Below are 26,508 nucleotides of genomic sequence, written 5' to 3' on the forward strand. Positions count from 1 at the left end.
CCAAGTGTTCCAAAACGTCTTGAGCAGCTATCGCTTTTTACTGTAAATTTAAGGAAGTGTTATGGGTCAAGCGTAGACACCGGTGACCGTTATTTAAAGGAAATCCAGCACATTCACTCTGTAACGGTCATGAATGACCGACAGAAAGACAAATAACGTCAAGGCAGATTATTAGGCTGAACTCAATCAAGACATCCGCAAGCAACTGCGCTCGGATGAGTCATTCATGATTCGCAAGCAACTGAGCTCGGATGAAGCATTCATGCTCCGGAAGCAACTGCGTTCGGATGAGTCATTCATGATTCGCAAGCAACTGCAATCGGATGAACCATTCATGCGGCGGCGGGCACACCTGCCAGCATTATTTTGATCAGCTTACACAAAAAAGGAGAGGTTACTCAATGAAAAATGTGACAGAGCGTTACGAGGTTGTTGTATGCGGCGGGGGACTGGCCGGTTTTTGCGCGGCGGTGGCTGCGGCGAGAGCGGGTGCAACCGTATGTCTGATTCAGGATCGGCCCGTCTTTGGCGGAAACAGCTCGTCGGAAATCAGAGTAACTCCGCATGGAGCCGCCGCGTTCCACAATTATGCGCGTGAAACCGGCATTATATCGGAGCTGCTTATTGAAGAAAGAGCTATTAACCATGAAAAAATCCGTGAAAACGGCTGGACAAACAGTGTTTGGGATTTGACGATGTACAACATGGCGGTGAATACGCCAAACTTAAGCTTCCATCTCAACACCTCTATTGTTGAGGTAGAGATGGATGGCGAAGGCAAGCTGACATCCGTTTCGGGACGTGTGGCGGGTGCAGAAACATTATTAACCATACAGGGCGATCTGTTTATTGACTGTACGGGCGACGCCGTTGTTTCCGACATGGCGGGCTGCGAGTGGCGCTGGGGCTCGGAAGGCCGCGATGAGTTTAATGAGCCGCATGCGCCGCTGGAGGCAAGTGATGCAACGATGGGAAATTCCATTCATTTTCGCGCTAAGGATATGGGACGCCCTGTGCCGTTTTCCGCTCCCGATTGGGCAGTGAGCTACGATGATCCCGATTTTTTTGACAAGCAAGGCCGTATGGTTTACGACATTGAAGCCGGCTACTGGTGGATCGAAATTGGAGTGCCATGGAATACAGTGTACGACAATGAAACCATTCGCCATGAGCTGACCCGCCATACGCTGGGCATCTGGGACTGGATCAAAAACAAAGATCCCAAGCTGAAGGAGCAGGCCAAAAATTTGGCGCTGGATTGGATCGGCCAGGTACCAGGCAAGCGGGAAAGCCGCAGAGTCATGGGGCAATATCTGATGACGGAGCATGACCCGGTCAACCGTACCGTTTTTCCCGATGAAATTGCGTTTGGCGGCTGGTTTATCGACCTGCATACACCGGGCGGCTTGCTGGCTCCAACTGCCGAACCGGCAAGCGCGGAGGGCTACACCGAAACGACGGATTACGCGGTCAAAAGCTACTGCGGTCCCTACGGCATCCCGCTGAGGATATTGATAGCAAAGGATGTTGACAATTTGCTGCTGGCCGGCCGAAACGTCAGCGTCACGCATGCGGCGCTTGGCACGGTTCGCGTCATGGCGACAACGGCCTTGATGGGACAGGCGGCGGGCACAGCGGCAGCTATGGCATTGCAGAAGGGCATTCCGCTCAAGGAGCTGCCGGATAAAGCGGCGAAGGAGCTGCAGCAAAAGCTGCTGCGCGACGGCTGCTTCCTGCCTAATGTGGTTAATGAGGATCAAGGCGATTTTGCCAGAGAGGCGACGGTTACCGCCAGCAGCCAGGAGCTGCTTCACGGGGCCGGACCGGAAAGCGTCGACCACACGGGAGGTTTGGAATCCCTCTGGAGCCGGAATAATGCCGAGGCGCCGCCGGAGCCGCTGAATCACCGCCGTGGACAGTGGATTGCGGTTGGCAGCGATGGCATAGCTTCACTTGAGGTCTGCTTGAGCAATGACAGCGACACAACACAGCCTATAGGATTGGAGCTGGTTCCGGTAGACCATATCTGGGATTATCGCGTGAATACGGGTACTGTGCTTGTCGCTCATAGGCTGGAGGTGCCGCCGCATTCGGCAAAAGAATGGTTCCGATGGGAGCTGAATCTGGGAACGGAAAGCGGCTTGAAGCCAGGTTCATATGTGAGGCTGGACCTGCTGCCGAATGAGAATGTGCAATGGCATTCCGCAGGTACATTTGTGCCGGGACATCCATCCGCCTACGAAATCGGAGCGGGACGGATGAGACGTTATTCCGCCGACGGCTCTACAATGAGCTACAGGATTTCTCCGCCGCAGAGCTGCTTCGAGCCAGCCAATGTCGTCAGCGGCGTCACTCGTCCGCATCGCTACACCAATGTTTGGCGGTCGGACGGCAGCCAGCCGCTGGATCAATGGCTTCAGCTGGAATGGACAGAAACCCGCGAGCTGCGGGAGGTGCATTTGACCTTCCCTGGACATCTGCGTACGGAATATCATCGGTATGCGCCATTTTACCGCGATCCCCAATGTCCTAAGGATTATGTGATCGAAGCCCGGATCAATGGCAATTGGCAGATTATCGCGATAGAAAAGGGTAACTACCAGCGTCTGAGAATTCATCAGCTTCAAGCGCCGGTTGTGACGGACGCCGTTCGCATTGTGGTCCAGGCGACGAACGGCGATGCCTCCGCCAGTATTTACGAGGTAAGATGCTATTGATTGAATAAGTGATTGAATAAGTGATTAGATAAGTGATTGAATAAGTGAATAGATAAGTGATTGAATGATAGATTGTTTGATAGATTGTTTAATTGGTTGTTTGATTCAAAGCTTTCCTTGATTCCGGGCCATTTCCCCGTGTTTTGATCCGATGGTATAATGGTCAATAGAATATCTGCACGGGGAGAGGAACGGGATGACTATTTTTAATGCGGCTACAAGCGGAGAAGCGATCAGGGATCATGCCAACTGGCAAAGGAGCGGAGAGGCATGACGCTTCAGCAGTTGCGGTATGTCATTGAGGTTGCGACGAGGGGGTCCATGAACGAAGCGGCCAAACGTTTGTTTATTTCCCAGCCCAGCTTGTCGAGCGCAATCAAGGAGCTGGAGGAACAGATCGGCCTTTCCATTTTTGAACGAACAAACAAAGGCATTTCCCTTACCAAGGACGGGGCGGAGTTTCTGGGTTATGCGCGCCAGGTCATCGAGCAGGCGGAGCTGCTGGAAAGCAGATACTTGAACGCCAAGCCAGCGCCGCAGCATTTTTCCGTTTCGACCCAGCATTATGCGTTTGCCGTCAACGCCTTCGTCAAGCTTGTGGCGGAGCATGGGCATGACGAATATGAATTGGCGCTGCGCGAAACGAAAACCCATGAAATTATTCAGGATGTCAAAACTCAGCGCAGCGAAATTGGCATTCTATATGTCAATGAGTTCAACGCCAAAGTCATTAACCGTCTGCTCAAAAATGCAAATTTGACATTCACCAGCCTGTTTAAGGCGCGGGCTCATATTTTTATCAGCGTCAAAAATCCGCTTGCGCAGCATGCCAGCGTAACGCTGGAGCAGCTGCAGGATTATCCGTATCTGTATTTTGAGCAAGGTGAATATAATTCCTTTCACTTTTCGGAAGAAATATTAAGCACATTGTCCCATCGAAAAAGCATCTGCGTCAACGACCGCGCCACCTTGTTTAATCTCCTGATCGGGCTTAACGGCTATACGATCTCGACAGGCGTGTTAAGCGCCGACCTGAACGGGAATGAAATTATCCCGATTCCGCTGGAAAGCGACGAAAGCATTCATGTCGGCTGGATCGCGCACCGCAACGCAGCGCTCTCCAAGCTGGGGGCGGCCTACATCGAAGCACTACACGAAACCTTATCGCTTTAAAACAAACCACCATGCCGTTAATGCTGAACCTTCGTGGATGGTACATTTTGTATGAATATTCGTATAAAAGTTGAGCTTTTGAATGCCATTTGGGCCATTTTGTATGAACAATCGTACAAAATTACCTATTTGAGGGGATTATCCTTTATTTTTGTACGATAATTCGTACAAGCGTTCTTATTGCCGGGCATGAGACGGTGTTTTGAGTGGAATTTCGTACAAACCCACATTTTTGTTTACGGAATATCAAGCACTGATAGTTAGGTTGAGCTACTAAAAATCAGACCTTTAAATACTTTTCTTAATACTCGTGATCCCCTTTGGGAGCCAAAACCAGCCCGAAAACAGGCTGGTTTTTTGTGTGAATTCGGGTATAGCTTTTGGCTATAACCAGCAATAGCTTATGAGTGTTACTTTATACCCCTTTTCATATGGTATCTTCTTCTTGCAAGCATATATGAGCGAGATCACAACCTTCATAAAAAATAAGCTTAAATAATCGTTGACAGGGAGAGAGTACTATATGAAAAGCGGAAACTTGGGTTATCCACGCATTGGGCGGAACCGGGAATGGAAAAAAGCGCTGGAGGCATTTTGGAGCGGCAAGCTTGGTGAAGAGGAGTTTCATGCCGAGCTGAAGGCGATCCGATTGGGCAATCTGAAAACGCAACAGGAGCGCGGCATTGATCTGATTCCGGTTGGCGATTTCACTTATTACGATCAGGTTTTGGATACCTCCACGATGTTTGGTCTGGTGCCGTCGCGTTTCCAATATGACGGAGGGGTGCCGACCCTGGAGCTGTATTACGCGCTTGCCCGCGGAAATAAAGAAGCAACGGCGTGCGAAATGACCAAATGGTTTAATACGAACTACCATTATATCGTGCCGGAGCTTGGCGGCATTGAACCAAAGCTGACGATCAACCGTCCGCTGGCAGCATACCGCGAAGCAAAAGCGGAGCTGGGCATTAACGCCCGCCCGGTGCTGTTGGGCTTGTACACCTTCCTTAAACTGTCCAAAGGATATGGACAGGAAGAGCTGGAGAGCTGGATCGGCAAGCTGCTTCCATTGTATAAGCAAATTCTTTCGGAGCTGGTTGAAGAAGGCGTGCAATGGGTTCAAATCGATGAGCCGATTTTGGCCACGACGCTTGGCGACCGCGATCTGGAGCTGATTGCAGCCCTATATGAGGAATTGACAAGCGCTGTACCAGGCATCAACATTCAGCTTCAAACCTACTTTGAAGCGGTGGACTACTACGAGGCTGTAACGGCTTTGCCGGTACAAGGCATAGGGCTTGATTTTGTCCATGACGGCGGACGAAATCTGGCATCCGTAATCAAGCACGGCTTCCCTTCCGATAAAGTGCTTGGAGCGGGGCTGATCGACGGCAGAGGCATCTGGAGAGCGGATCTCGGCGAAAAGCTGGAGCTGCTGGGCAAGCTGGCCGGCATTGTTTCGCCGGATCGCATCATTGTACAACCTTCCAGCAGCCTGCTGCATGTGCCGGTCAGCGCGGCAGGGGAGTATGGTCTGGACTCCGTTTTGCGCGAGGCGCTTGCCTTCGCCGAGGAAAAGCTGAATGAAATCGCCATCTTGGCCAAAGGCGGCCGGGCGGGAGCCGAAGCCGTTGCGGCTGAAGTGGCGGCAAGCAAGGCAAGCCGCGAAGCATTGAATCAATCGCCTTCCCGCGCCCGCACTGAAGTGCATCGCCGCATTGCGGATCTGGCCTCGCAGCCTTCCGCGAGACCAAGCTATACAGCAGTGCGCCGTGAAGCGCAGCGCAAGCGCTGGAATTTGCCGCTGCTGCCGACAACAACGATCGGAAGCTTCCCGCAAACGCCGGAGGTGCGCAGCGCGCGCCAGAAATGGCGCAAGGGCGAATGGAGCAACGAGCAATACGAAGGCTTTGTTAACGAGCAAATTCAAACCTGGATCGGCATTCAAGAGGAGCTTGGCCTGGACGTGCTTGTACACGGCGAGTTTGAACGGAACGACATGGTTGAATTTTTCGGCGAAAAGCTGGACGGGTTTGCGTTTACGTCGGGCGGCTGGGTGCAATCGTATGGCTCCCGCTGCGTAAAACCGCCGATTATTTTCGGCGATGTGGAGCTGCCGGCGCCAATGACCGTAACGGAAACGGTTTATGCCCAATCCTTAACCAAGCTGCCCGTCAAAGGCATGTTGACGGGACCTATTACGATTCTGAACTGGTCCTTTGTGCGGGACGACAAGCCGCGCGAGGAGGTTGCTTATCAAATCGCATTGGCGCTTCGCGAAGAGGTGGAGGCGCTGGAGGCTGCAGGCATCGGCATGATTCAGGTGGATGAGCCGGCTATGCGCGAGGGGCTTCCGCTCAAGCGCGAATATTGGGCTCATTACCTGGAGTGGACGGTCAAGGCATTCCGTTTGTCTACTTCCACGGTGAAGGACGAAACGCAAATTCATACGCATATGTGCTATAGCGAATTCCATGATATTATCGAGTCCATCAGCGCGCTCGACGCCGATGTGATTTCCATCGAAACCTCGCGCAGCCACGGCGAGCTGGTTGGAAGCTTTGAAGAATTTACGTACGACAAGGAAATTGGACTTGGCGTCTACGACATCCACAGCCCGCGTGTTCCTTCCGTCGGCGAGATGACCTCTATGATCGACCGCGCCTTGCGCGTGCTGCCGCCGGAGCTGTTCTGGATCAATCCGGACTGCGGTCTGAAAACCCGTAAGCAGGAAGAAACGGTAGCTGCGCTTCGCATTATGGTTGAAGCTACGGTAAAGGCCCGTGAAAAATATGCCGTTAGCGTTAAAGGTTAAACTGCAGGGTTACGTTTTCTTGTGATAACAAACACTCCATATGGCGGATGTCGGACAACATAATGTTGTCCGATGTCCTCTGTACGGGGTGTTTTTTCATGTAAATGTTTTCCCCATTGAAACTAACTCAAATATTGTTTAATATAGAGCGTAGGGTAAGCGCTTACCTTCTTTTGGTAAGCGCTTACAACAATGGAGGTGCCGCCATGCATAAAAATTGGTTCCGAAGATTGTTTTTTTCCTACTTTCCGATCTTTCTGTTTACCGTGACGATACTTGTTTTTATTTCATTTATAATGCTGAATGATATATCTCACAAAGAAACGATCAAGGCGGATCGAATAACAACCAGCTACGCAGCGGATCGGCTTACCCGTTCGTTAAAGGCTATTGAGCTGGACATGCTGAGCGAGGTTCAGAAAAATAAAAATTACCGGGAGTTTCTGAATCCCGAGCTTACCGAGCGCAGCGACCAAATTATGTTTAATGTAGTGGCCAGCATGCGGGACATTGTTGCAAGCGATTCCCTCATTGATTCCATGTATATTTACCGGATAGAGGATAAACAGGTGCTGACCCGAAGCGGGCTGGTAAGCTGGGACTCCTTCGCTGACAAAAGCTTTATTGAGCAGGCGCTTGCCAATCCCGAATACAACGGCTGGTCGGACATTCGCACCTATCATGAGCTGAAGCTGGAGCCGAAGAAAAAAATAATTTCAATGTTCAAGCGGGAGCCGCTTCCTTTTGGGACGGACGGCATTGTGATCATTAATATCAATATGTACGCGGTAGAGCAAATGCTGCGCTCCATGATCAACGACGACGTATCCGTGCTTAATGTGCGGGATGCAGACGGGAAGCTTCTGTTCTCCACGATGACGGGAAGCCAACCCGCTGATGCGACAGAAAACTCGCCAAAGGTGCTGAACAAGGTTGAAATCCCTTTGACGGGCTGGACCTTTGAAAGCGGCATCGTGACGGAGCAGCTGTTTATGTGGCTGTCGTTCGTTTCATACATCTGGGTTGGCGTAGGTGCGCTTACAGTATTGCTTGCAACGTTGTATATCATTTACATCACGCGAAAAAATTATAAACCGATCCGGGTAATAATGAACAAGGTTGAATCGGTTTCCTTGCGCAGCGAAACATTTGGCCAAAAGGTGGATGAACTCGCCGTAATCGACAATGCGCTGGAAAGCCTGATTCAAAAAACCGAGGATTATGACAAGCAGCGCCATGAAAATTTGCTGGTCAATCGGCGGCAGCTGTTCCATGATATCGTGCATGGCGAGCAGCTTGACAAGGTTAAAGGAAGGCTGTGGAAGCTGGGGCTGGTGCCCGAAAAAACCACCTTGTCCAAAATGGCGTTTATTGTAGCGGAAATTAGCCAATACGGCGATTTCCGAAGCGACTTTTCCACAAGGGACCAGCATGCGTTGAAGTTTGCGCTTATGAATGTGATGCAGGAGCTGGCGCAAGCGGACGGTATGTACGGACTTGCGGAATGGGTATCCGAAAACCGGATCGGCATTATCGTTGGCTTCTGCGACGAGGAGGCACCGGCTAAAGAGCAAATTACCGATTTTGTGCATAAAGGAAATGAGTGGGTCAAAGATCATCTGCGCATGTCGCTGTTATTCGGCGTTGGTCCCGCCGTCAAGAGCTGGACCGACATCGGAAAATCCTATTCTGCTGCGCTTGAAGCTCTTCAGCACAAAATGTCGCTGGAGAACCAAACGGTATTTGTCAGCGAAGAATTGCCGGGTTCAGGCAGCCGCAGCTGGTATGTTTACGTCCAGTCCGGCGCCGAGCTGGTCAGAGAGTTCAGACTTGTTGACGGAAGCTGGCGGGATTGCGCGGAGACCCTGTTCTGGCAAATGAAGAGAGATTGCCTGCGAGACTCGGAAATTGTGATGCTGCTGGATACAACGCTGGAAATGCTTGCGCGGGAATTGGACGGCATGTCCAGAGAGCTGACGGCCCACTTCGAAGGAAGAGAGGTCGAGCAATGGCGTGCGGCGGTTGAAGCCGCGTCTACCCTGGAGGAGCTGAAGAGTCTTTTTCTGGACCGGCTGACGGAAATGTATCGTACGTATGTCTCCCATAGCGAAACCAAAAACCATCGCGCCATGATTAACGAGATGCGTTCGTATATTGAAGAAAATTTTGACAACCCTGATTTGTCACTAAAGCATTTAAGCGACCGGTTTCAGGTATCCGCCAAATATTGCAGCTATTTGTTTAAGGAAGAGTTTAATATGAAATTTGTCGATTTTCTCGTTCAGCTCAGAATGGAGCGCGCGGAGCAGCTTCTGGCGGATACGTCGGAAACCGTTCAGCAAATTGCGCTGCGGGTTGGCTACGCCAATTCCATTACCTTCGGCAGAGTGTTTAAACGAATGGCTGGCGTCACTCCGGGAGACTTCCGAAAACTGCAGATGAAGCCGGGGAAAGCCCGTAATAGCAGCATGATTTGAATTTGGTTTAGTGTACGAAAAACGTTTATTCCGTTTATTTACGCTCAAAATCAGTGGAGTTTATGGATCAGAAACTGGTTTATTGCGGTACCCCAAGTCACCATGACATACTGGAGCCAATCCGATGACGACATGAAGCAAGCGAGATGTAAGCGTTGACATTTAACGCATACGCAACATTGCAAACGCCGCATCGGGTGACCAACATCACATTAAGAAGGGGTTGGAACAATGAACGGGAAGAAACGTAAGGCATGGACAAAAAAAGGGTCGGTTGTTGCATTAATTTTGGCTTGTGCAATGGTATTCGGAGCATGCTCGTCTAATTCGGGCGGCAGCAGCGAACCAAGCTCATCAGGCAATGGGGGAGAGAAGCCTTCCAAACGCGTCACCTTGAAGGTTGAAGTGTTTGACCGCGGCAATTCGCCGGCGGGAGCTACCATTACTAACAACTATTTAACCAATTACGTGCAAAAAAGCTTTGGCGATCCCAACAACATTGATGTTGAATTTGTGCCTGTTCCGCGGTCCGAGGAAGTAGAGAAGCTGAACGTGCTGATGGCAAGCGGTAGCAACGTGCCGGATATCGTATTTACGTACGACCCCAATACGTTTAACCGCTATGCCAAGCAACAAGGCTTGACGGATGTTGGTCCACTGCTGGATGAGCACGGTAAAAAGCTTAAAGAATTTATTGGTGAGGATTTAATGGCCTACGGCAAATACGACGGAGTTCAATACGCCATTCCGGCCAAACGCGCCAATATAGGCAAATATGCTTCCTTTATCCGCGAGGACTGGCTGAAAACGCTGGGTATGGAGCTTCCTCAGACAACGGAGGAGCTTTACGAGGTATTGAAAGCGTTTAAAGAAAAAGATCCCGGCAAAACAGGCGGTCAGGTTATCCCTATGGGCATGACAATTGCAAACGCCCAGTTTGAGCCGCTGCTCTGGTCGTTTATCAAGCCTATGACGGACGAGCAAAAATATACGCTTACCCAACAGCTTGGCTCCAACGATTATCCGATTTTGCTGCCTGGCTTCAAGGATGGCCTGTTGTTCATGAACAAGCTGTTTAACGAAGGTTTGATGAGCAAGGACTTTGGATTGGATAATGACAAGAAAAAGCTGGGCGAAGACGTGTCCAACGGTAAAGTCGGCTTTTTCTCCGAGGATGACATTAACCCGTTTTATGAAAATCTCATGTATGATCTGCTGCAAACGAATGTTCCAGGCGCCAAGCTGACGCCGATTGACGCATTCACGAATGAAGAGGGCAAACATCCTAAACCGCTGTATGCTGCAAACGGCATGTATATTATGATTCCGAAATCCAGCGAGCGTGCGGTTGAAGCGGTCAAATATCTGGAATGGATGGTATCCGACGATCACCTGTTCCATATCCAAAACGGCGTTGAAAACGAAAACTACAAGCTGGTCGACGGCATTGCCGTAGCGATGGACGATCAGCCGCAGGATGTGCTTGACCGCCTCTACAATTCCGGCGATATGGGCATTATCTCTAACGGCAAGCAGCTGGGCAGTCAAGAGAAAAACCTGAAGGCTCGCGCGATGCAAATGCCAAGCAAGTTTTTTGCTGAGGTTGAAGCAGCTCAGAATATCGCCCTGACCGACGGAATCGAGCCGCTGCTGATGTCCAGACCGATCGAAGCGCAAACCAAATACGCAACCACGCTTAAAGATAAATTCAACGAAATTATTGTTAAAACAACAATGGCTAAGCCAGATCAATTTGAAAGCATGTACGAATCACTGATGAAGGATTATATGGCAAGCGGCGGCCAGGCCATTCTGGACGAGCGTATCGAGGTTTACAAGGAAATGCAGTCCAAATAAAGAGATTGGCTCGGGCGCGAGGGAGCATGCTGAAGTCAAGCGTGATAGCGGGGGACCAGCCTTAAGCTGGCTCCCGTCTCCCCGGCCCGGCGCCGTCAGGGAGGAAACCGCCGTGCGTACAACTTCTTATCTGCTTCGATACTGGCAGCTTTATGCACTGCTTTTACTGCCAGTCTCCTATTTTTTAATTTTCAGATACGGTCCCATGTACGGGATTCAAATTGCGTTTAAGGATTTTAACTTCTTCCAGGGCATTGGCGGAAGCGAATGGATTGGCCTGGAGGCGTTTAAAGAGGTATTTGCGATGAAGGATTTTTATTTGACCCTTCGCAATACGCTGATGCTGAACTTTCTGGATTTGCTGGTTTCTTTTCCGGCGCCGCTGTTTCTGGCGATTTTGCTCTATGAAATGAAAATCTTATGGTTCAAAAAGCTGTCGCAAACGATTCTTTATATTCCGCATTTCATTTCCTGGATTATTATTGGCGGAATCGTCTATCAGGTGTTTGGCACTCAATCCGGCATGATCAACAATGTGATTACCGGGCTTGGCTTTGACGCCATACCGTTTCTTACTAGCAAAAATGAATGGCTGATTACGTATTTGCTGGTAGGAGTCTGGCAAAGCGCAGGCTGGGGAACGATTATCTATTTGGCGGCCCTGACGGGCATTAACAAGGAGCTATTCGAGGCGGCCGGCATCGACGGCGCAGGAAGGCTGAAGCAAATCTGGCATATTACGCTGCCCGGGCTGCGATCTACAATTGTAGTCCTGCTCATTATCAACCTTGGCCATATGATAACGATCGGCTTTGATCGTCCATTTGTTATCGGCAATCTGGCGGTTCGGGAATATGCGGATGTGCTCAGTACCTTTGTGTACCGGGTGGGCATTCAATCCGGCCAATATACGCTTGCCACAGTAGTTGGTTTATTCCAGGCTGTAGTTGGCCTGATCTTTGTATTAGGCGCCAACTATACATCCAAAAAGCTGACAGACGAAGGCATTATGTAATTTGAAAATAACAGGAGTTTTCCTGATTAAGCTGATATGGAGAGGAGCGGGAGAATTGTGAAAGCGTATACCGCCGATCGGACGTTTAATGCCGTCAACTTTATTATCCTATTAGTGGCCACCCTGGCTTGTTTGGCACCATTTATCCATATTTTTGCCGTATCCCTCAGCTCGCCGGGAGCCATCACCTCCGGAAAGGTAAGCCTGCTTCCCGTTGAGTTGAACTTTGAGGCCTATTCCAAGGTGTTTTCCAATGCGGCCATGATCCGATCTTTGGGCTTTACCATCTGGCTCACTTTATTGACAACAACGCTTTGCATGCTGATGACGATTGCAATAGGGTATCCGCTGTCCAAAAAGAAGCTGAAGGGCCGCAAATGGATTATGCTGCTTGTGGTCATTACGATGTTTTTCAGCGGCGGCATTATCCCGGAATATATTTTGATCAAAAACCTGAATTTCCTGGATACAATCTGGGCGCTGGTGCTTCCGGGGCTGATTAATCCGTTTTACCTCATCATTCTGGTTTCCTTTTTCAATAACATTCCGGAAAGCCTGGAGGAGTCCGCTGAAATCGACGGAAGCAGCCATTTCCGAACGCTGCTGAGCATCATGCTGCCCTTGTCCATGCCAGTGATCGCGACGCTAAGTCTGTTTTATGCCGTTGCCCGCTGGAACGGCTTCCAGGATACGCTGATGTACATTACAAAGCCGGAGCTTTATCCGCTTCAGCTCAAGCTGTACCAGATGATCCAGAACAACATGATTACCGACCTGCTGCAAAATGAAGGCTCGCAGATTACAACGATGGTTCCTGAGGGACTGAAGGCGGCAAGCGTCATTTTTGCAACGGTGCCGATTTTGATCGTGTATCCGTGGCTGCAGCGTTATTTTGTCAGCGGGGTGATGCTTGGCGCGGTCAAAGGCTAGAAGGTTTGCAAAAGGGAAAAAGGATGGGGGCGTAAAACGTTGTGAGCATATACGAACATATAGTCAAACGTAATGATGACTGGGCGCTGGAGGGGCTGAAGCGGCAGGTACAGGAGAAGGGGCCGTTTTTTGGCGGGGTGGCGGAGCCTTCAACCGGCTTGCCTTCGCCAAGCCATCTTGGCACGGCCATGTTTGTGGCCATATGGGCAGCGGCGATTGTTAATCCGGATTCCTCATTGTACAGGAGCAAGGAGCTGCTGGCCGGACTCCAGCGCGGTATCGATTATATGCTGGCTTCCCAGCATGAGGACGGCACGATATCGCCGCCTTGGACCAATATGCATTCCCCGCCGGATACCGGGTTTGTTATTAGCGGCCTGGCTCAGGTGCATGAGCTGCTGCTGCGGGAGGAGTGGCCGCCGCTTGGGGCTGCCGCTAGCAGTCTGCGGCTTTTTCTGGAGAGAACCGTGCCTGCCATGCTGAGCGGCGGCTGCCATACGCCGAATCACCGCTGGATTCTAACGGCGGCGCTTGGTTTTCTATATAAGCTGACGGGGCGGGAGGAACTGAAGGAGCGAGCGCTGCAATGGCTTGCGGAGGGGCTGGACTGCACGGAGGACGGCGAATGGACGGAACGTAGCAATGGCATCTACAACGCTGTAAGCGATATTGCTCTTATTTATACAGCGGAGCAGCTGGATATGCCGGAGCTGCTGGAGCCCGTCCGCCGGAATTTGAAGATGATGGCTTATCTGCTTCATCCCGACGGCGAGGTGGTTACGGATTATTCCGGCAGGCAGGATTTTGGCGTAAAGCACCATTTTGGGCCCTATTTCCTTGCAGCCCGCTGGATGGCCCAGCATGACGGCGATCCTGAGCTAGCCGCAATGTCGGAGCTGGCCGGCGAGCTTCTGGACCATCCTGGCGGTTTGCCAAACAACGTATTGACCGGCTTGCTGCGTTTACCCAAGCTGAAGGAGCTTTCTATCAAACCGGCTCCACTGCCTGAAGTTTATCGGGTCGTGCTGAACAAAGGCTTTAACCGGGAGCGTTATTTGAGCGATATGGACAAAGCGGGGCATAACGGAGTGATTTATCACAGCCGGCTGCATCCCGAATTCGGAGCGCCCGTCGCCCGGATAAGGAATGGAGAGAGCAGCGCCACCGTTATGACGGAGGGAACTTCCTTTTTTGCGTTGAGACATGGGGCGGCCCGGTTGCTTGCCGTTCAAGTCTCTTCAAGCTTTGGCCCCGGCTTTGTCAAAATGGGGACGCTGGAGGAGAAAGGAAGCGGCTATCAGCTGAGCGGAAGCGAGAAAAAAGGGTATTACGGCCCCGTTGCGGGGGAGCATTTGCCCTTGAGCTCGTCCGGTCCCGTTAGCCCCTGGTATTTGCTGCCCCATCAGCTAAGACCTGTCACGCATGAGCAAGCTCACGAGGTGGAAGCCGAGGTGCAGCAAACGGAGCAGGGCTGGTCCATTACAATCCGCTGCCGCATGTCTCAGCCGATGATGACTCAGCTTTCCCTCGTTTTTGACGGGGCGGGAGAGCTTGAAGGCGAGGGGCTTCAGCCTGCCAGTTCATCATTGCGGCTATGGAGCTCCGGCATTGTCCGTTACGGCCAGGGAGAGGATTGGATGGAGATAGAAGGCGCTTCCCTCCGTCATACAGCATTGGGCTTTAACAATGTTGCTTATCCGCCGGGATGTTTAACTTTATTAGTCAATTTGCTCACACCTTACGATCATACCATACACATCAGACTGTCAGGGAAAGGTGCGGCAAAGGAAGGAGAATCGTAATGGCCTCTTATCTGGAACACCGCGAAAGCGCGCATTATTGGTTTGGCGAAGACGAAAAAGCGGTATTGGAGGTGCTGGCAAACCGGTATGTTGGAGCCAATCCTCGTATCCCGTTTGCAATGCGTTCCTTCTCCAAAGCCGGTTTTCTGCAAAATGGAGACGGGCTGTATGAAATGGATTTGCAGGAAAAAATGCCTCAAGCGGGGGATGGCGCTTACGGGTACATGTACGGAATAGTCTGGAGCGATGACGAACGATCATTGGACGCCTTGCTGGAGTCCTTTGGTCCTGTTTGCTTTTATGTAAACGGTGCGTTGGTTTATCGGTCGACGGCGGTTGACGAGCTGAAGCCCGGGGCGCGCGCCGTTATTCCGCTGCTGCTGCGTAAAGGCTGGAATACGCTCCTGCTGGAAGCAAAACGGACGGAAGCCGGATTTGGCTGCCGTTTTGGCGCGGAGGAAGGCAAAGTCAGAATTCTTCAGGTATTGTCTCCGTTCGCCACTCGTTCCGGCAGCGCAGGCTGGGTGTATGCGGGGCCCTTCAGTGAATCCCGCTTCGGCGGGGAGCACGGCGTGCCGGATTTCACTGGTACCGAGGAGCATAGCGGCTGCGCCTGGCTTCCGCGCCTTCATTGGAGCCCGGATGAAGCTGCGTTGAGCAGCTTTGAGCGCGTGTTCAAGCGTGAATGCAGCGAAAGGGAGATATCTTTGGACGGGGCTGTCGGCTATGGCTGGAGCTCTATTGAGATTCCTTATGGCGTACGAGAGGTTATTCTTCGCGGAGAGGTGAAGGGGCCAACAAGTATCTGGCTTGCGGATAGGCTTGCCGCCGATGTCAAGGACACAGGCAGCTACAGCATAGCGGCTTCGGTCGAGCCTGGCGTTTTGCGAGTTTTTGTCAAAACGGGAGGAAGCGGAGCAGGCTGGGGCTTTACGCTGACTGCGGTTAATCAAGCAAACGGTCAGGAGCTGCCGTTAAAGCTGCCGTTGCCTGTGCATGGTCATGATGGCGTTTGGCTGCTGGCAGGACCTTGCGATCCTTCTTTTGAAGGACAGCCGGATGAAGCCTGCGCCGCTTCGATGTTATTTCCTTCGACAGCTCCGGGCAACTATGTGTACTGGAGCCTGGATGCGCCGGATGCCAGAATGCGGCCTTTTTACGAAAATGCGATGTTGAGCAACAAATGGACAACCGGCTCGGCCACCAATTACGGACGGTGGGATTACCCGCTTGGCGTTACGATGTATGGTCTGCTGCGCATGGGCCGCGAGCTGGGACGCCAGGATTTGACCGATTACGCTATTTCGCATATTCGCACCTGCACGGACATGTATGACTACTCGCTATGGGATCGCGATGAATACGGCTTTCCGTCGATTAATCACCAGCTTGTCCTGATTAAAATGCTGGACAATTGCGGCTCGTTTGGTTCGGCGATGCTGGAGGCGCATCTGATGACAGGCGACCGAAGCTTTATGGCTATCGCCGACCGTATCGCGGAGTTTATGCTGGGCAAGCTGGAGCGGCGGGAGGATGGAGCGTTTTACCGGTTATGTCCCGGGGAATATTCCGCAACGACGATGTGGGCCGACGATTTGTATATGAGCGCGCCCTTCCTGATTCGTTATGCGGAAGCAACCGGAAGAAGCGAAGCGCTGGACGAAGCAGCCAGGCAATTCCTGCTATTCCGCAGCTATCTGCTTATGGAATCCGAAGGTTTGATGTCCCATGTTTTTGATTTTAAATATGGGAAAGCGACCCGCATTCCATGGGGCAGGGGCAATGGCTGGTGTCTGTTTTCGTTGACGGAGCTGCTGGAGAAGCTACCAGCAACCCACCCTCAGCGCAATGATTTGCTTGCTATGCTGCATGAGCTATGCGAAGGGATTGCAGCCGTGCAGGGTGAGTCGGGGTTATGGCATCAAGTGCTGAACAGGCCGGATGCTTACGAGGAGGCATCCTGCACAGCCATGTTTGCCTATGCCTTTGCCCGCGGCGTCCGCTTCGGCTGGCTGAACGATCCCGAGCGGTATACGGCAGCGGCGCTGAAGGCGTGGCGTGGGCTGGCGGGCGAAGCCATCGACCGTCAGGGCAATGTGCACGGCGTATGCAGCGGCTCCAGATATTCGTATAGCGCGGACTATTACATGTTTGATCTGCGTACCGTTATTAATGACAATCACGGCATCGGCATTATGATGCTGGCTGGCGTGGAGATCAGCTTGCTCAAGCGGACATTGGCGAAAACAAGTTAAACATAAAAGCTGCTGCATGGGGCGTAAGCCGCATGCTTGGCATTTAGCGGGTTAAGCGCTTACCCCACTGGAATGAAGCCATGTAACAGCGCCATGATTCTTTTTATGCAATGAATGAGGCTGACGAAAGAGAATTCGCACCTTCAATAAACGATATAAACTCAACTAAATGACCGAAGCGTCAATAGTTGAGCTTATATAGATGATTGGATGTAAAGATTGGAAGGTTGGCTGGAATGGATAAGCAATTCCCGGACGGCATCAGGCGAAGACAGAAGAAGATGAGGCTAAGGCTAAGGCTACTATATGGAAGGAGGCAACAAAAAAGCATGGACAAAGCAAACACGGTCAGATTAACGATGGCACAAGCGCTGCTCAGGTTTTTGGATAATCAATATGTGTCGGTCGACGGCAAGGAAATCAAATTTGTTAAAGGAATTATGGGGATTTTTGGTCATGGCAACGTAACGGGAATCGGCGAGGCGCTGGAGCGCGACGGAGGCGACCTTCGTTACATTCAGGGCAAAAATGAACAAGGTATGGTGCATGCGGCTGCGGCTTTTGCCAAACAATCCGGCAGACTGCAAATTTACGGCTGCACTTCCTCCATCGGTCCAGGAGCGCTGAATATGGTGACAGCGGCTGCTACAGCTACCATTAACCGCATTCCGGTGCTGCTGCTGCCAGGCGACAATTTTGCCTGCCGGCAGCCTGATCCCGTGCTTCAGCAGCTTGAGGTTCCAAGCGATTATACGATATCAGCCGTGGATGCATTTCGTCCGGTCAGCCGCTACTGGGACCGCATCGTTCGCCCGGAGCAGCTGATGAGCGCGGCTCTGCAAGCGATTCGGGTGCTGACCGATCCAGCCGAAACAGGAGCGGTGACGCTGGCCCTGCCGCAGGATGTGCAGACGGAGGCTTACGATTATCCCGTGGCGTTTTTTGCCAAACGGGTACACATCATCGACCGCCGCCCGGCAGCTTCGGGTCAGGTGAAGCGCGCAGCGGAGCTTATTGCCGGCAAACGCAGGCCGCTTATTATCGCTGGCGGCGGGGTGTTGTATTCCGGCGCTGAGAAGGAGCTGCAGGCTTTTGCCGAGGCCTTTGGCATTCCGGTAACGGAAACGCAGGCGGGAAAAAGCGTTTTGCCCTGGAACCATCCCCTTAACATGGGCGGCGTTGGCGTGACGGGAACGATGGCAGCTAACCGGCTGGCGCGGGAGGCGGACGTCATTATCGGCGTCGGCACGAGGTATTCCGATTTTACAACGGCATCCAAATCGGCTTTTGGACGTGAGGATGTGCAGTTTGTCAATTTGAATGTAAGCGCCTTTGATTCCTTTAAGCTGGACGGCTTGTGCCTTACGGCTGATGCGCGCGAAGGGTTGGAAGCTTTGAAGGCGGCATTGACGGCTTCCGGTTATCGGAGCGGATACGGCGAAGGTGAGCTGTCGGGTCTGAAATCGGAGTGGGACGGAGAAGTAAACCGCCTTTATGCGCTGGAGGCGGCGGAAGGCATGGCGCAGACACGCGTCTTGGGTATCATTAACGAAAGCTTGCAGCCGTCTGATGTTGTGCTTTGCGCCGCGGGCAGCTTGCCGGGCGATCTGCACCGGCTGTGGCGTCCTGCCGAACCTCGAACTTATCATATGGAATACGGATTCTCCTGCATGGGGTACGAGGTTAGCGGAGCGTTTGGTACCGCTTTGGCCGAGCCAAGCCGCAACGTATATGCGCTGGTGGGCGACGGCAGCTATTTGATGCTTCATTCCGAGCTGGTGACAAGTCTTCAGGAAGGAGTCAAAATTACGGTTCTCCTGTTTGACAATCACGGCTTCCAATGCATTCATAATTTGCAGCGCGAGCATGGCAGCGACGGCTTCGGCAATGAATTCCGCTATCGGGACAGCAGCGACAGGCTGGGCGGAGCTTATCTGCCTATCGATTTTGCGGCTCATGCCCGCAGCATGGGCGTAAAGGCATATACGGCCACAACGGAGGAGGAGCTTCGCTCCGCGCTGCAGCAAGCGAGCCAGGAAAACACAAGTACGCTAATCGACATTAAAGTGCTGCCGGGAACCAATTCCGGAGGATACGAATCCTGGTGGCGGGTTGGCGTGCCGGAGGTATCCGCTAGCGAAAAGGTAGAGGCGGCGCATGAACGGATGGCGAAGCGGAGCGGCGAGGCGCGCAGCTTGTAGTTAAATGAGGTTCTATACAGGTACATGCATTTGAAACAAGCCATCAGGGTCAAGAAAGCAGTATATGCAGCGACATACCCGCGCAAGAGGTTGAGACAGCGGTGAGCATAGGCGGGCGCAAAAACGGGAGGGGAAGCAATGGGCAAACCGTTTACATTCAAGTTGGGTGCACATCCCATTAATTGGGTTGGCGAGGATGTGCGAGAGCATGGGGCGGATACGACGTATGAAAGCATTTTGGATGATATTAGCAGGTTAGGCCTGGCGGGAACGGAAATGGGCCGAAAGTATCCGCAAGATCCCGAGGTATTAAAGTCGGAGCTGGCATCGCGCGGGCTTCAGCTGGTTTCCCAGTGGAAGTCGGTATTGTTTTCCGATCCCTCCTGGCTAGAGCAGGAGCTGGCAGCTTATCGCAAGCATGTGGAATTTCTCCATGGAATGGGAAGCACCGTAATCAGCACGGCTGAGGTTGGGGGCTCGCTCCATTTTGACCCTCGCCGTACGCCAAATGAAAAGGAAGTGCTGCGGCTGGATGAAGCGGGCTGGAGAAGCCTAGCGGATGGCCTCAACGCCGCCGGAGCAATCGCCAGGGAATACGGGATGAAGCTGACGTATCATCATCACGGCGGAACGGTTGTCGAAAGCCCGGAGGAAATCGACAGACTGATGGAGCTTACGGACCCGTCGCTTGTTTGGCTGTTATACGATACCGGCCATGCCTATTACGGCGGAAGCGATCCTCTAAGCCTTCTGAAGAAGCACTATGACCGGATAGGCTATGTGCATCTGAAGGATGTACGCCAGGAGGCGCTGGACGAGGCGCGGCGGGACGGGTGCGATTTCGTGACCTGCATCCGCAGAGGAGTTTTCACTGTGCCGGGAGACGGATGTCTGGATTTTGGCCCTATTATCGCGGAGCTGCAGGCAAGAGGATATGACGGCTGGGCTATGCTGGAGGGCGAGCAGGACCCGGCGATTCATCCTCCGTATCCTTATGCGGAACGGGCATTGAGCTATTTGAGAATGCTGGCGGCTCAGTCGTAACAAAAAGTAAATGTGTTGAGCAGCAGTGTAGCGGTCATGAATGATTTGTTGTGCAGCATTGTAGCGGTCATGGATGACCGTAAGAGCCCTCAATTGCTTGGTTTTTCATAAAGAACGGTCACATTTGTCCGTTAGGCCGGTAAAAATACGGTTTTTGGAGCAGAAAGATGCTCTTACGGTCGCGGATGTCCTTTAGAAACTGATTTTTCTTGAAAAATGACTTCTAACGGTCATGGATGTCTTTGTCATTCAAGCAGCAGAAAAGAGAACTATCTACAAAGCGGCTCCGGTCGCAATATGCAGGCTCGCAGTTGCAAGTGAGGCATACCCGGCAGAAAGCCTGTTGGCACCCCGTTGAGCCTGTAGCGATTTTGAACAATTTCCAGTAAGAAGGGATAGATGACGGCATGATTCAGTTTCCAACCGGCAAGCAAAGCGATTTTGTCGCGGTCGGGCGTTTATGTATCGACTTGAACGCCAATGAAATCAACCGGCCTATGGAAGATACGGTTACGTTTACGAAATACGTCGGAGGTTCGCCGGCGAATATATGTATCGGCATGGCTCGTCTGGGGCTGAACGCCGGTTTTGTCGGCAAGGTGGCGGATGACCAGATGGGCCGGTTTATCGTCCGGTATCTGGAGCAAAACGGCATCAGTACCAGCGGAGTCGTAACGGACCGGACAGGAGCTGTAACAGGCTTGGCGTTTACGGAAATTAAAAGTCCAACGGATTGCAGCATCCTGATGTACCGGGACAATGTAGCGGATCTTCTGCTGGAGCCAAGCGAGGTAAACGAGGAATTGATCGCGGGAACGAGACTGCTGCTCATTTCAGGTACGGCGCTGGCGCAAAGCCCTTCGCGCGAAGCGGTATTCCAGGCGCTGGAGTATGCCCGCAGACATGGCGCTGTTATCGCGTTTGATCTGGATTATCGGCCATATACGTGGAAGTCGGACGAGGAAACGGCGGTATTTTACAATCTGGCGGCGGAAAAATGCGATATCATCATCGGCACCCGCGAGGAATTCGACATGATGGAGCAATTTGGAGAAAATCCGGAACGAAGCGATGAGATTACGGCGTCAAAATGGTTCGGCTACAAGGCCGGCATCGTCGTCATCAAGCACGGCAAGGAAGGCTCTATCGCTTATACGAAGGATGGCAATAGTCATCGCGCGGACAGCTTTCAGGCAAAGGTCATCAAGACGTTTGGCGCGGGGGACTCCTATGCGGCCGGTTTTCTGTATGGCTTGATGCAGCAATGGAGCGTTTCGGATTGCATGCGTTACGGCAGCGCGGCGGCTGCAATCGTTGTATCCAGCCATAGCTGCTCCGACGCCATGCCTACGGCAAAGCAAGTGAATGATTTCATCGCTCAGGCTGAACAAGGGACTCAAGCATAAAAGAAGGACAAGAAAGGGGAGAGACAACAAATGGCTAACAATCAGGCTAACAATCAAGCGCAAAACATCAGCAACTTTATCGGAGGACAATGGGTGGCTTCCCGATCGGCGCGGACCGAAGCGGTCTACAATCCGGCAACCGGAGAAATCATCGCCCATGTGCCGCTATCCGGTTCGGACGAGGTGGATGAGGCGGTTCAGGCTGCGCGGAAGGCCTTCCCGGGCTGGAGCGGCACGGCCGTACCTCGCCGGGCGCGGATCCTTTTCAAATATCAGCAGCTTTTGGTGGAGCATTGGGATGAGCTGGCCACAATCATTACGCTGGAAAACGGAAAAAGCTATGCCGAAGCCTACGGAGAGGTGCAGCGAGGCATTGAATGCGTGGAGTTTGCGGCGGGCGCGCCATCGCTCATGATGGGCAAGGTGCTGCCGGATATCGCAACGAATCTGGAATCCGCGATGTACCGTTACCCCGTTGGCATCGTTGGCGGCATTACGCCGTTTAACTTTCCGATGATGGTTCCGTGCTGGATGTTCCCTCTGGCGATTGCATGCGGAAATGTGTTTGTATTGAAGCCGTCCGAGCGGACGCCTCTGCTTGCGAACCGGCTGGCGGAGCTGTTTGCGGAAGCGGGCCTGCCGGCTGGCGTGCTGAACGTGGTGCACGGCGCGCATGATGTGGTGAACGGTCTGCTGGAGCACAAGGATATCAAGGCGATTTCCTTTGTTGGCTCGCAGCCGGTAGCGGAATACGTCTATACAAAAGGCACTGCTCATGGCAAAAGAGTACAGGCGCTCGCAGGCGCTAAAAATCACTCCATCGTAATGCCGGACGCCGATCTGGATGGAGCGGTGGGGCAAATTGTCGGCGCAGCCTTCGGCTCGGCCGGGGAACGCTGCATGGCGTGTGCGGTTGTGGTTGCGGTTGGCGATATTGGCGACGCCCTTGTTGCGAAGCTGAAGGAAGCCGCCGATGGGCTGAATATCGGCAACGGTATGGAGGAAGGCGTGTTCCTTGGCCCCGTTATTCGGGAGTCTCACAAGGAGCGGACGTTGAAATATATTGAAATCGGAGAGCAGGAGGGAGCGCTGCTGCTTCGCGACGGTCGCAAGGATGCGGCGACGGAGGAGAAGGGATATTTTGTCGGGCCGACGATTTTTGACGGTGTAAACAGCAGCATGAAAATTTGGGAGGACGAAATTTTTGCTCCCGTACTGTCGATTGTTCGTGCGGAAACCCTGGAGGAAGCTATCGAACTGGCTAACCGTTCCGAATTTGCCAACGGAGCTTGCTTGTTTACGCAAAACGGCAGCTACGTGCGTCAATTCCGCGAAACGATTGATGCAGGCATGCTGGGCATTAATTTGGGCGTGCCGGCGCCTATGGCGTTTTTCCCGTTTTCCGGCTGGAAAAAGTCGTTTTACGGCGATTTGCATGCCAATGGCACGGACGGCGTAGAGTTTTTCACTCGCAAAAAAATGGTGACTGCCCGCTGGTAGGCGTCAAAATTCATCAAGTTTACTCTTCAGCACGAAGTGAAGTTTTCGAGAAGTACATGCCGATGAAATGGGGTTTATATCTATGGACAAGGTGAAGATTGGCATTATTGGAGCGGGGCGCATCGGCAGAATCCATGCGGAAAACCTGCTGAGACATCCCCAAGCGGCGGTCGCCGGCATTAGCGACCCTTTTGGAAATGACGAGCTGCGGGAGTGGGCGGCGGAGCGGGGCATTCCGGTCGTCGCGCAGGACAGCGGCGTATTGCTTGCCGATCCCGACATTCAGGCTATTTTTATTTGCTCGCCAACGGATACGCATGTTCCGTTGATCAAGCAGGCAGCAGCTGCGGGCAAGCATATTTTTTGTGAAAAGCCGGTCAGCATGAATCTTGCCGAAACAAAGGAAGCGATAGAGGCGGCGGAGAGCAACGGAGTTATTTTGCAAATTGGCTTTAACCGCCGGTTCGACCATAATTTCAGCAGAGTGCGGGAGCTTGTAAGGAACGGCGACATCGGCGATCCCCATCTGATCAAAATTACGTCCCGCGACCCCGCGCCGCCAAGCGCGGATTATATTAAGGTTTCCGGCGGCTTGTTCATGGACATGATGATCCATGATTTCGATATGGCCCGCTACCTTTCGGGAAGCGAAGCGGTTGAAGTATATGCTACCGGCGCAGTGCTGGTGGACCCCGTATTTGCACAGTTCGGAGATGTCGATACAGCGGTGGTTACGATTACTTTTGCCAGCGGAGCGTTAGGCGTAATCGACAACAGCCGCAAGGCGGTGTACGGCTACGACCAGCGCGTAGAGGTATTCGGCTCAGGCGGCAGCGCTGCCGTATCCAATGATTATCCCAACAGCGCCGAGGTGCATACGGCGGAAGGCGTACGGCGCGACAAGCCGCTGCATTTTTTCCTGGAGCGGTACAATGGCGCGTATATTGATGAAGCGGCGCAGTTTATCGCCAGCATAAAAGATGGAACAGCTGTGCCGGTAAGCGGACGGGATGCCTATCAGGCAGAGCTGATGGCGCTTGCCGCCAAACAATCGCTCCAACTGGGCCGGCCTGTCAAGCTGACGGAGGCTGCCCAATCCGCAATTTCGCAATAGGCCAGCAAGCATAAACAGAGCGATTCTGATTGTCATATGGGTGAGCACAAAAGCAAAAGCGAGAGGTGAAAAAACAATGGCATCAAAACTGATAGTGCCCCAGCTAGAAAATCCCGGAGCGGACGGCGTAGTCCTCGATATTACGCCGGAATCGGCGGGCTGGACTTATGTTGGGTTTAAGGTTGTGAAGCTTGAGGCGGGACAAAGCTTTAGCGCCGAAACGGGTGAACGCGAGGTTTGTCTGGTGCTTCTTAGCGGCAAAGCAAATGTAGCGACGGCAAAGGCGGAATGGAATAATATCGGCGCCCGGATGAGCGTATTTGAAAAAATCCCTCCTTATTCGGTATATGTGCCGGGGGCTGACCGATACGAGGTTGTTGCTTTAACGGAGCTGGAGCTTGCGGTATGCTCCGCGCCATCAGGCGGCGGCTATGAAGCGAGGCTTATAGCGCCGGAGCAGGTTGGCGTGGAGGTTCGAGGCAGCGGAAGCATGGAGCGCCTGGTGCAAAATATTTTGCCGGAGAGCCATCCCGCGCACAGTTTGCTTGTGGTGGAGGTATTTACGCCGGAAGGAAACTGGTCCAGCTATCCGCCGCACAAGCATGACCGGGACGCTCTGCCAGAGGAGTCGCTTCTGGAGGAAACCTATTATTTTCACGTTGATCCGGGGCAAGGCTTTGCCATTCAACGGGTCTATACCGACGATCGAACGCTTGACGAAACGTTGGCGGTCAAGGACGGGCAGGCGGTGCTGGTGCCGGAGGGGTATCATCCCGTTGCGGCTCCTGCCGGCTACGAGGTGTATTACTTGAACGTAATGGCGGGGCCGACCCGGACATGGAAGTTTTATAATGATCCGGATCATGAATGGCTGTTTCCGAAACGGCGATAGACAAGTGTTATCGCGGGCTGTTTGCCTATTCTTTTGACCGCCAGCTTCCGGTTGGGATTGCCAAAGGAGTCTTGATCCCTTCATAATAGAGGTAAATGATTCCATTACATGATTTCATAGCGGGGAAACGGATATGAAAGCAACTATTTATGATATTGCAAAGGAAGCCGGTGTCTCAATCGCGACGGTCTCCAAGGTAATCAACGCCAAGGGCAAAATCAGCCAGGAGAAGCGCAGCGAAATCATTGCCATTATGGACCGGTTAAACTATCAGCCTAGCGTTATCGCTTCTGCTCTGACCGGAAAGCATACGTATACGCTGGGTTTGCTCATTCCGGACATTGCCAATCCGTTTTTTGCGGAGGTGGCCCGTGCGGTGGAGCAGCGGGGACATGAGCTTGGCTATAGCGTCATCATATGCGGGACTGATAACAGGAATGAGAGGATTGAGCAATATATTTCCGTTCTCAGGCAAAAGCAGGTTGACGGCATTATTATCGGAACGGGCGTTGGCGATACTTCGATGTTGCGGGATAACGCTTGGTCTATTCCAACCGTGATGATAGGCAGGGAGGCTTATGCCGGGACAATAGCGCATACTGTCGTTTCCGATGACCGTCAAGGCGGCCGCGATGCGGCAGAGCATCTGCTGGGGCTGGGACATCGGCGCATGGCGGTTCTGTCCGAAAGTCTGGAGATCAGCAGCAGCCGGGAGCGGCTGCGCGGCTTCAGGGAGCGGCTAGACGAGCAGGGCATTGAGCTGCCGCTTGATCATGTACGCCAATGCAAATACCGGGTGGAGGACGGACGGCGGCAGGCAAGAGAGCTGCTGGCGCTGCCGGAACGGCCGACGGCGCTGTTTTGCTGTAATGATCTGCTGGCAATCGGCGCTTTGCAGGCCGCCAAGGAAGCAGGAATTTCCATTCCGCAAGAGCTATCTGTAGTCAGCTTCGATAATACGATACTTGCTTCTGTTACCGATCCGCCGCTGACCTCCATTGCGCAGCCAGTTGAAAAGCTTGGAGCTACTGCCGTTGAGCTGCTGCTGCGCGAATTCCGCGAGCGCCAGTCGCAGCCACAGCGGGCGCAGACCGCGGCACAAGGGGCGCAGCCGCAGCGTATAGCGCTGCAAACAGAGCTGATTATCCGCTCCTCAACGGCCGCTCCGCGTTCCCGCCGCTAATTACAATACTGTTGAAGAATGAAGACCGCCTTAACTGCGCGGTCTTCTTTTTTTTCTACGACGGACCAATTAACTAACAAGGATTTCCATAAGCCTCTGTCGAAGTGTTAACTATCCACTTTAATGG

General features: G+C 52.6%; 16 protein-coding genes. All 16 read left to right on the plus strand.

What is annotated here, in order from left to right; genetic code table 11:
- Window positions 1-401 precede the first annotated feature (401 nt).
- The 16 genes from A7K91_RS00290 (at window position 402) to A7K91_RS00365 (ending at window position 26,381) form a co-directional block, all read left to right on the plus strand.
- Window positions 402-2,717, plus strand: coding sequence for an FAD-dependent oxidoreductase (locus tag A7K91_RS00290; RefSeq protein ID WP_068678508.1), 2,316 nt, complete (start codon window positions 402-404; stop codon window positions 2,715-2,717).
- 270 nt (window positions 2,718-2,987) lie between these two features.
- A complete protein-coding gene (locus tag A7K91_RS00295) occupies window positions 2,988-3,890 on the plus strand; it encodes a LysR family transcriptional regulator (RefSeq protein WP_068678511.1) in 903 nt (300 codons plus the stop codon).
- A 523-nt stretch (window positions 3,891-4,413) separates the two neighbouring features.
- Entirely contained in the window at window positions 4,414-6,705 is a 2,292-nt protein-coding gene (gene metE / locus A7K91_RS00300) for a 5-methyltetrahydropteroyltriglutamate--homocysteine S-methyltransferase (RefSeq protein WP_068678513.1), read from the plus strand.
- 206 nt (window positions 6,706-6,911) lie between these two features.
- Window positions 6,912-9,182 (plus strand): helix-turn-helix domain-containing protein, encoded by a 2,271-nt coding sequence (locus A7K91_RS00305; RefSeq protein WP_068678515.1) that lies wholly within the window; start codon window positions 6,912-6,914, stop codon window positions 9,180-9,182.
- Window positions 9,183-9,413: 231 nt separating this feature from the next.
- Window positions 9,414-11,039 carry an extracellular solute-binding protein gene (locus A7K91_RS00310; protein WP_068678517.1) on the plus strand — a complete coding sequence of 542 codons (1,626 nt, stop codon included), beginning with the start codon at window positions 9,414-9,416 and terminating at the stop codon, window positions 11,037-11,039.
- A 112-nt stretch (window positions 11,040-11,151) separates the two neighbouring features.
- Entirely contained in the window at window positions 11,152-12,054 is a 903-nt protein-coding gene (locus A7K91_RS00315) for an ABC transporter permease (protein WP_068678519.1), read from the plus strand.
- A 57-nt stretch (window positions 12,055-12,111) separates the two neighbouring features.
- Window positions 12,112-12,984 (plus strand): carbohydrate ABC transporter permease, encoded by an 873-nt coding sequence (locus tag A7K91_RS00320; protein ID WP_169833355.1) that lies wholly within the window; start codon window positions 12,112-12,114, stop codon window positions 12,982-12,984.
- 41 nt (window positions 12,985-13,025) lie between these two features.
- Window positions 13,026-14,786: a hypothetical protein gene (locus tag A7K91_RS00325; RefSeq protein ID WP_342671717.1), complete on the plus strand. Its 1,761-nt coding sequence runs from the start codon at window positions 13,026-13,028 to the stop codon at window positions 14,784-14,786.
- Entirely contained in the window at window positions 14,786-17,041 is a 2,256-nt protein-coding gene (locus A7K91_RS00330) for a glycoside hydrolase family 88/105 protein (protein WP_068678523.1), read from the plus strand. Before A7K91_RS00325 ends, A7K91_RS00330 begins: the two co-directional genes overlap by 1 nt.
- A gap of 329 nt (window positions 17,042-17,370) precedes the next feature.
- The gene (iolD, locus tag A7K91_RS00335; RefSeq protein WP_068678524.1) at window positions 17,371-19,242 is read left to right on the plus strand and encodes a 3D-(3,5/4)-trihydroxycyclohexane-1,2-dione acylhydrolase (decyclizing); all 1,872 of its coding nucleotides are present in this window, start codon (window positions 17,371-17,373) and stop codon (window positions 19,240-19,242) included.
- Between the two features lie 138 nt (window positions 19,243-19,380).
- Window positions 19,381-20,286, plus strand: a complete 906-nt coding sequence (gene iolE / locus A7K91_RS00340; RefSeq protein ID WP_068678527.1) for a myo-inosose-2 dehydratase — start codon at window positions 19,381-19,383, stop codon at window positions 20,284-20,286.
- Between the two features lie 407 nt (window positions 20,287-20,693).
- Window positions 20,694-21,692, plus strand: coding sequence for a 5-dehydro-2-deoxygluconokinase (iolC, locus tag A7K91_RS00345; protein WP_068678529.1), 999 nt, complete (start codon window positions 20,694-20,696; stop codon window positions 21,690-21,692).
- A gap of 30 nt (window positions 21,693-21,722) precedes the next feature.
- Window positions 21,723-23,192, plus strand: coding sequence for a CoA-acylating methylmalonate-semialdehyde dehydrogenase (locus tag A7K91_RS00350; RefSeq protein ID WP_068678531.1), 1,470 nt, complete (start codon window positions 21,723-21,725; stop codon window positions 23,190-23,192).
- 82 nt (window positions 23,193-23,274) lie between these two features.
- Entirely contained in the window at window positions 23,275-24,306 is a 1,032-nt protein-coding gene (gene iolG / locus A7K91_RS00355) for an inositol 2-dehydrogenase (RefSeq protein ID WP_068678533.1), read from the plus strand.
- Between the two features lie 76 nt (window positions 24,307-24,382).
- Window positions 24,383-25,198 carry a 5-deoxy-glucuronate isomerase gene (iolB, locus tag A7K91_RS00360; protein WP_068678535.1) on the plus strand — a complete coding sequence of 272 codons (816 nt, stop codon included), beginning with the start codon at window positions 24,383-24,385 and terminating at the stop codon, window positions 25,196-25,198.
- A 133-nt stretch (window positions 25,199-25,331) separates the two neighbouring features.
- Window positions 25,332-26,381, plus strand: a complete 1,050-nt coding sequence (locus tag A7K91_RS00365; RefSeq protein WP_068678537.1) for a LacI family DNA-binding transcriptional regulator — start codon at window positions 25,332-25,334, stop codon at window positions 26,379-26,381.
- Window positions 26,382-26,508: the final 127 nt, after the last annotated feature.

It is taken from the genome of Paenibacillus oryzae (assembly GCF_001675045.1).
GTDB classification, from domain to species: domain Bacteria; phylum Bacillota; class Bacilli; order Paenibacillales; family Paenibacillaceae; genus Pristimantibacillus; species Pristimantibacillus oryzae.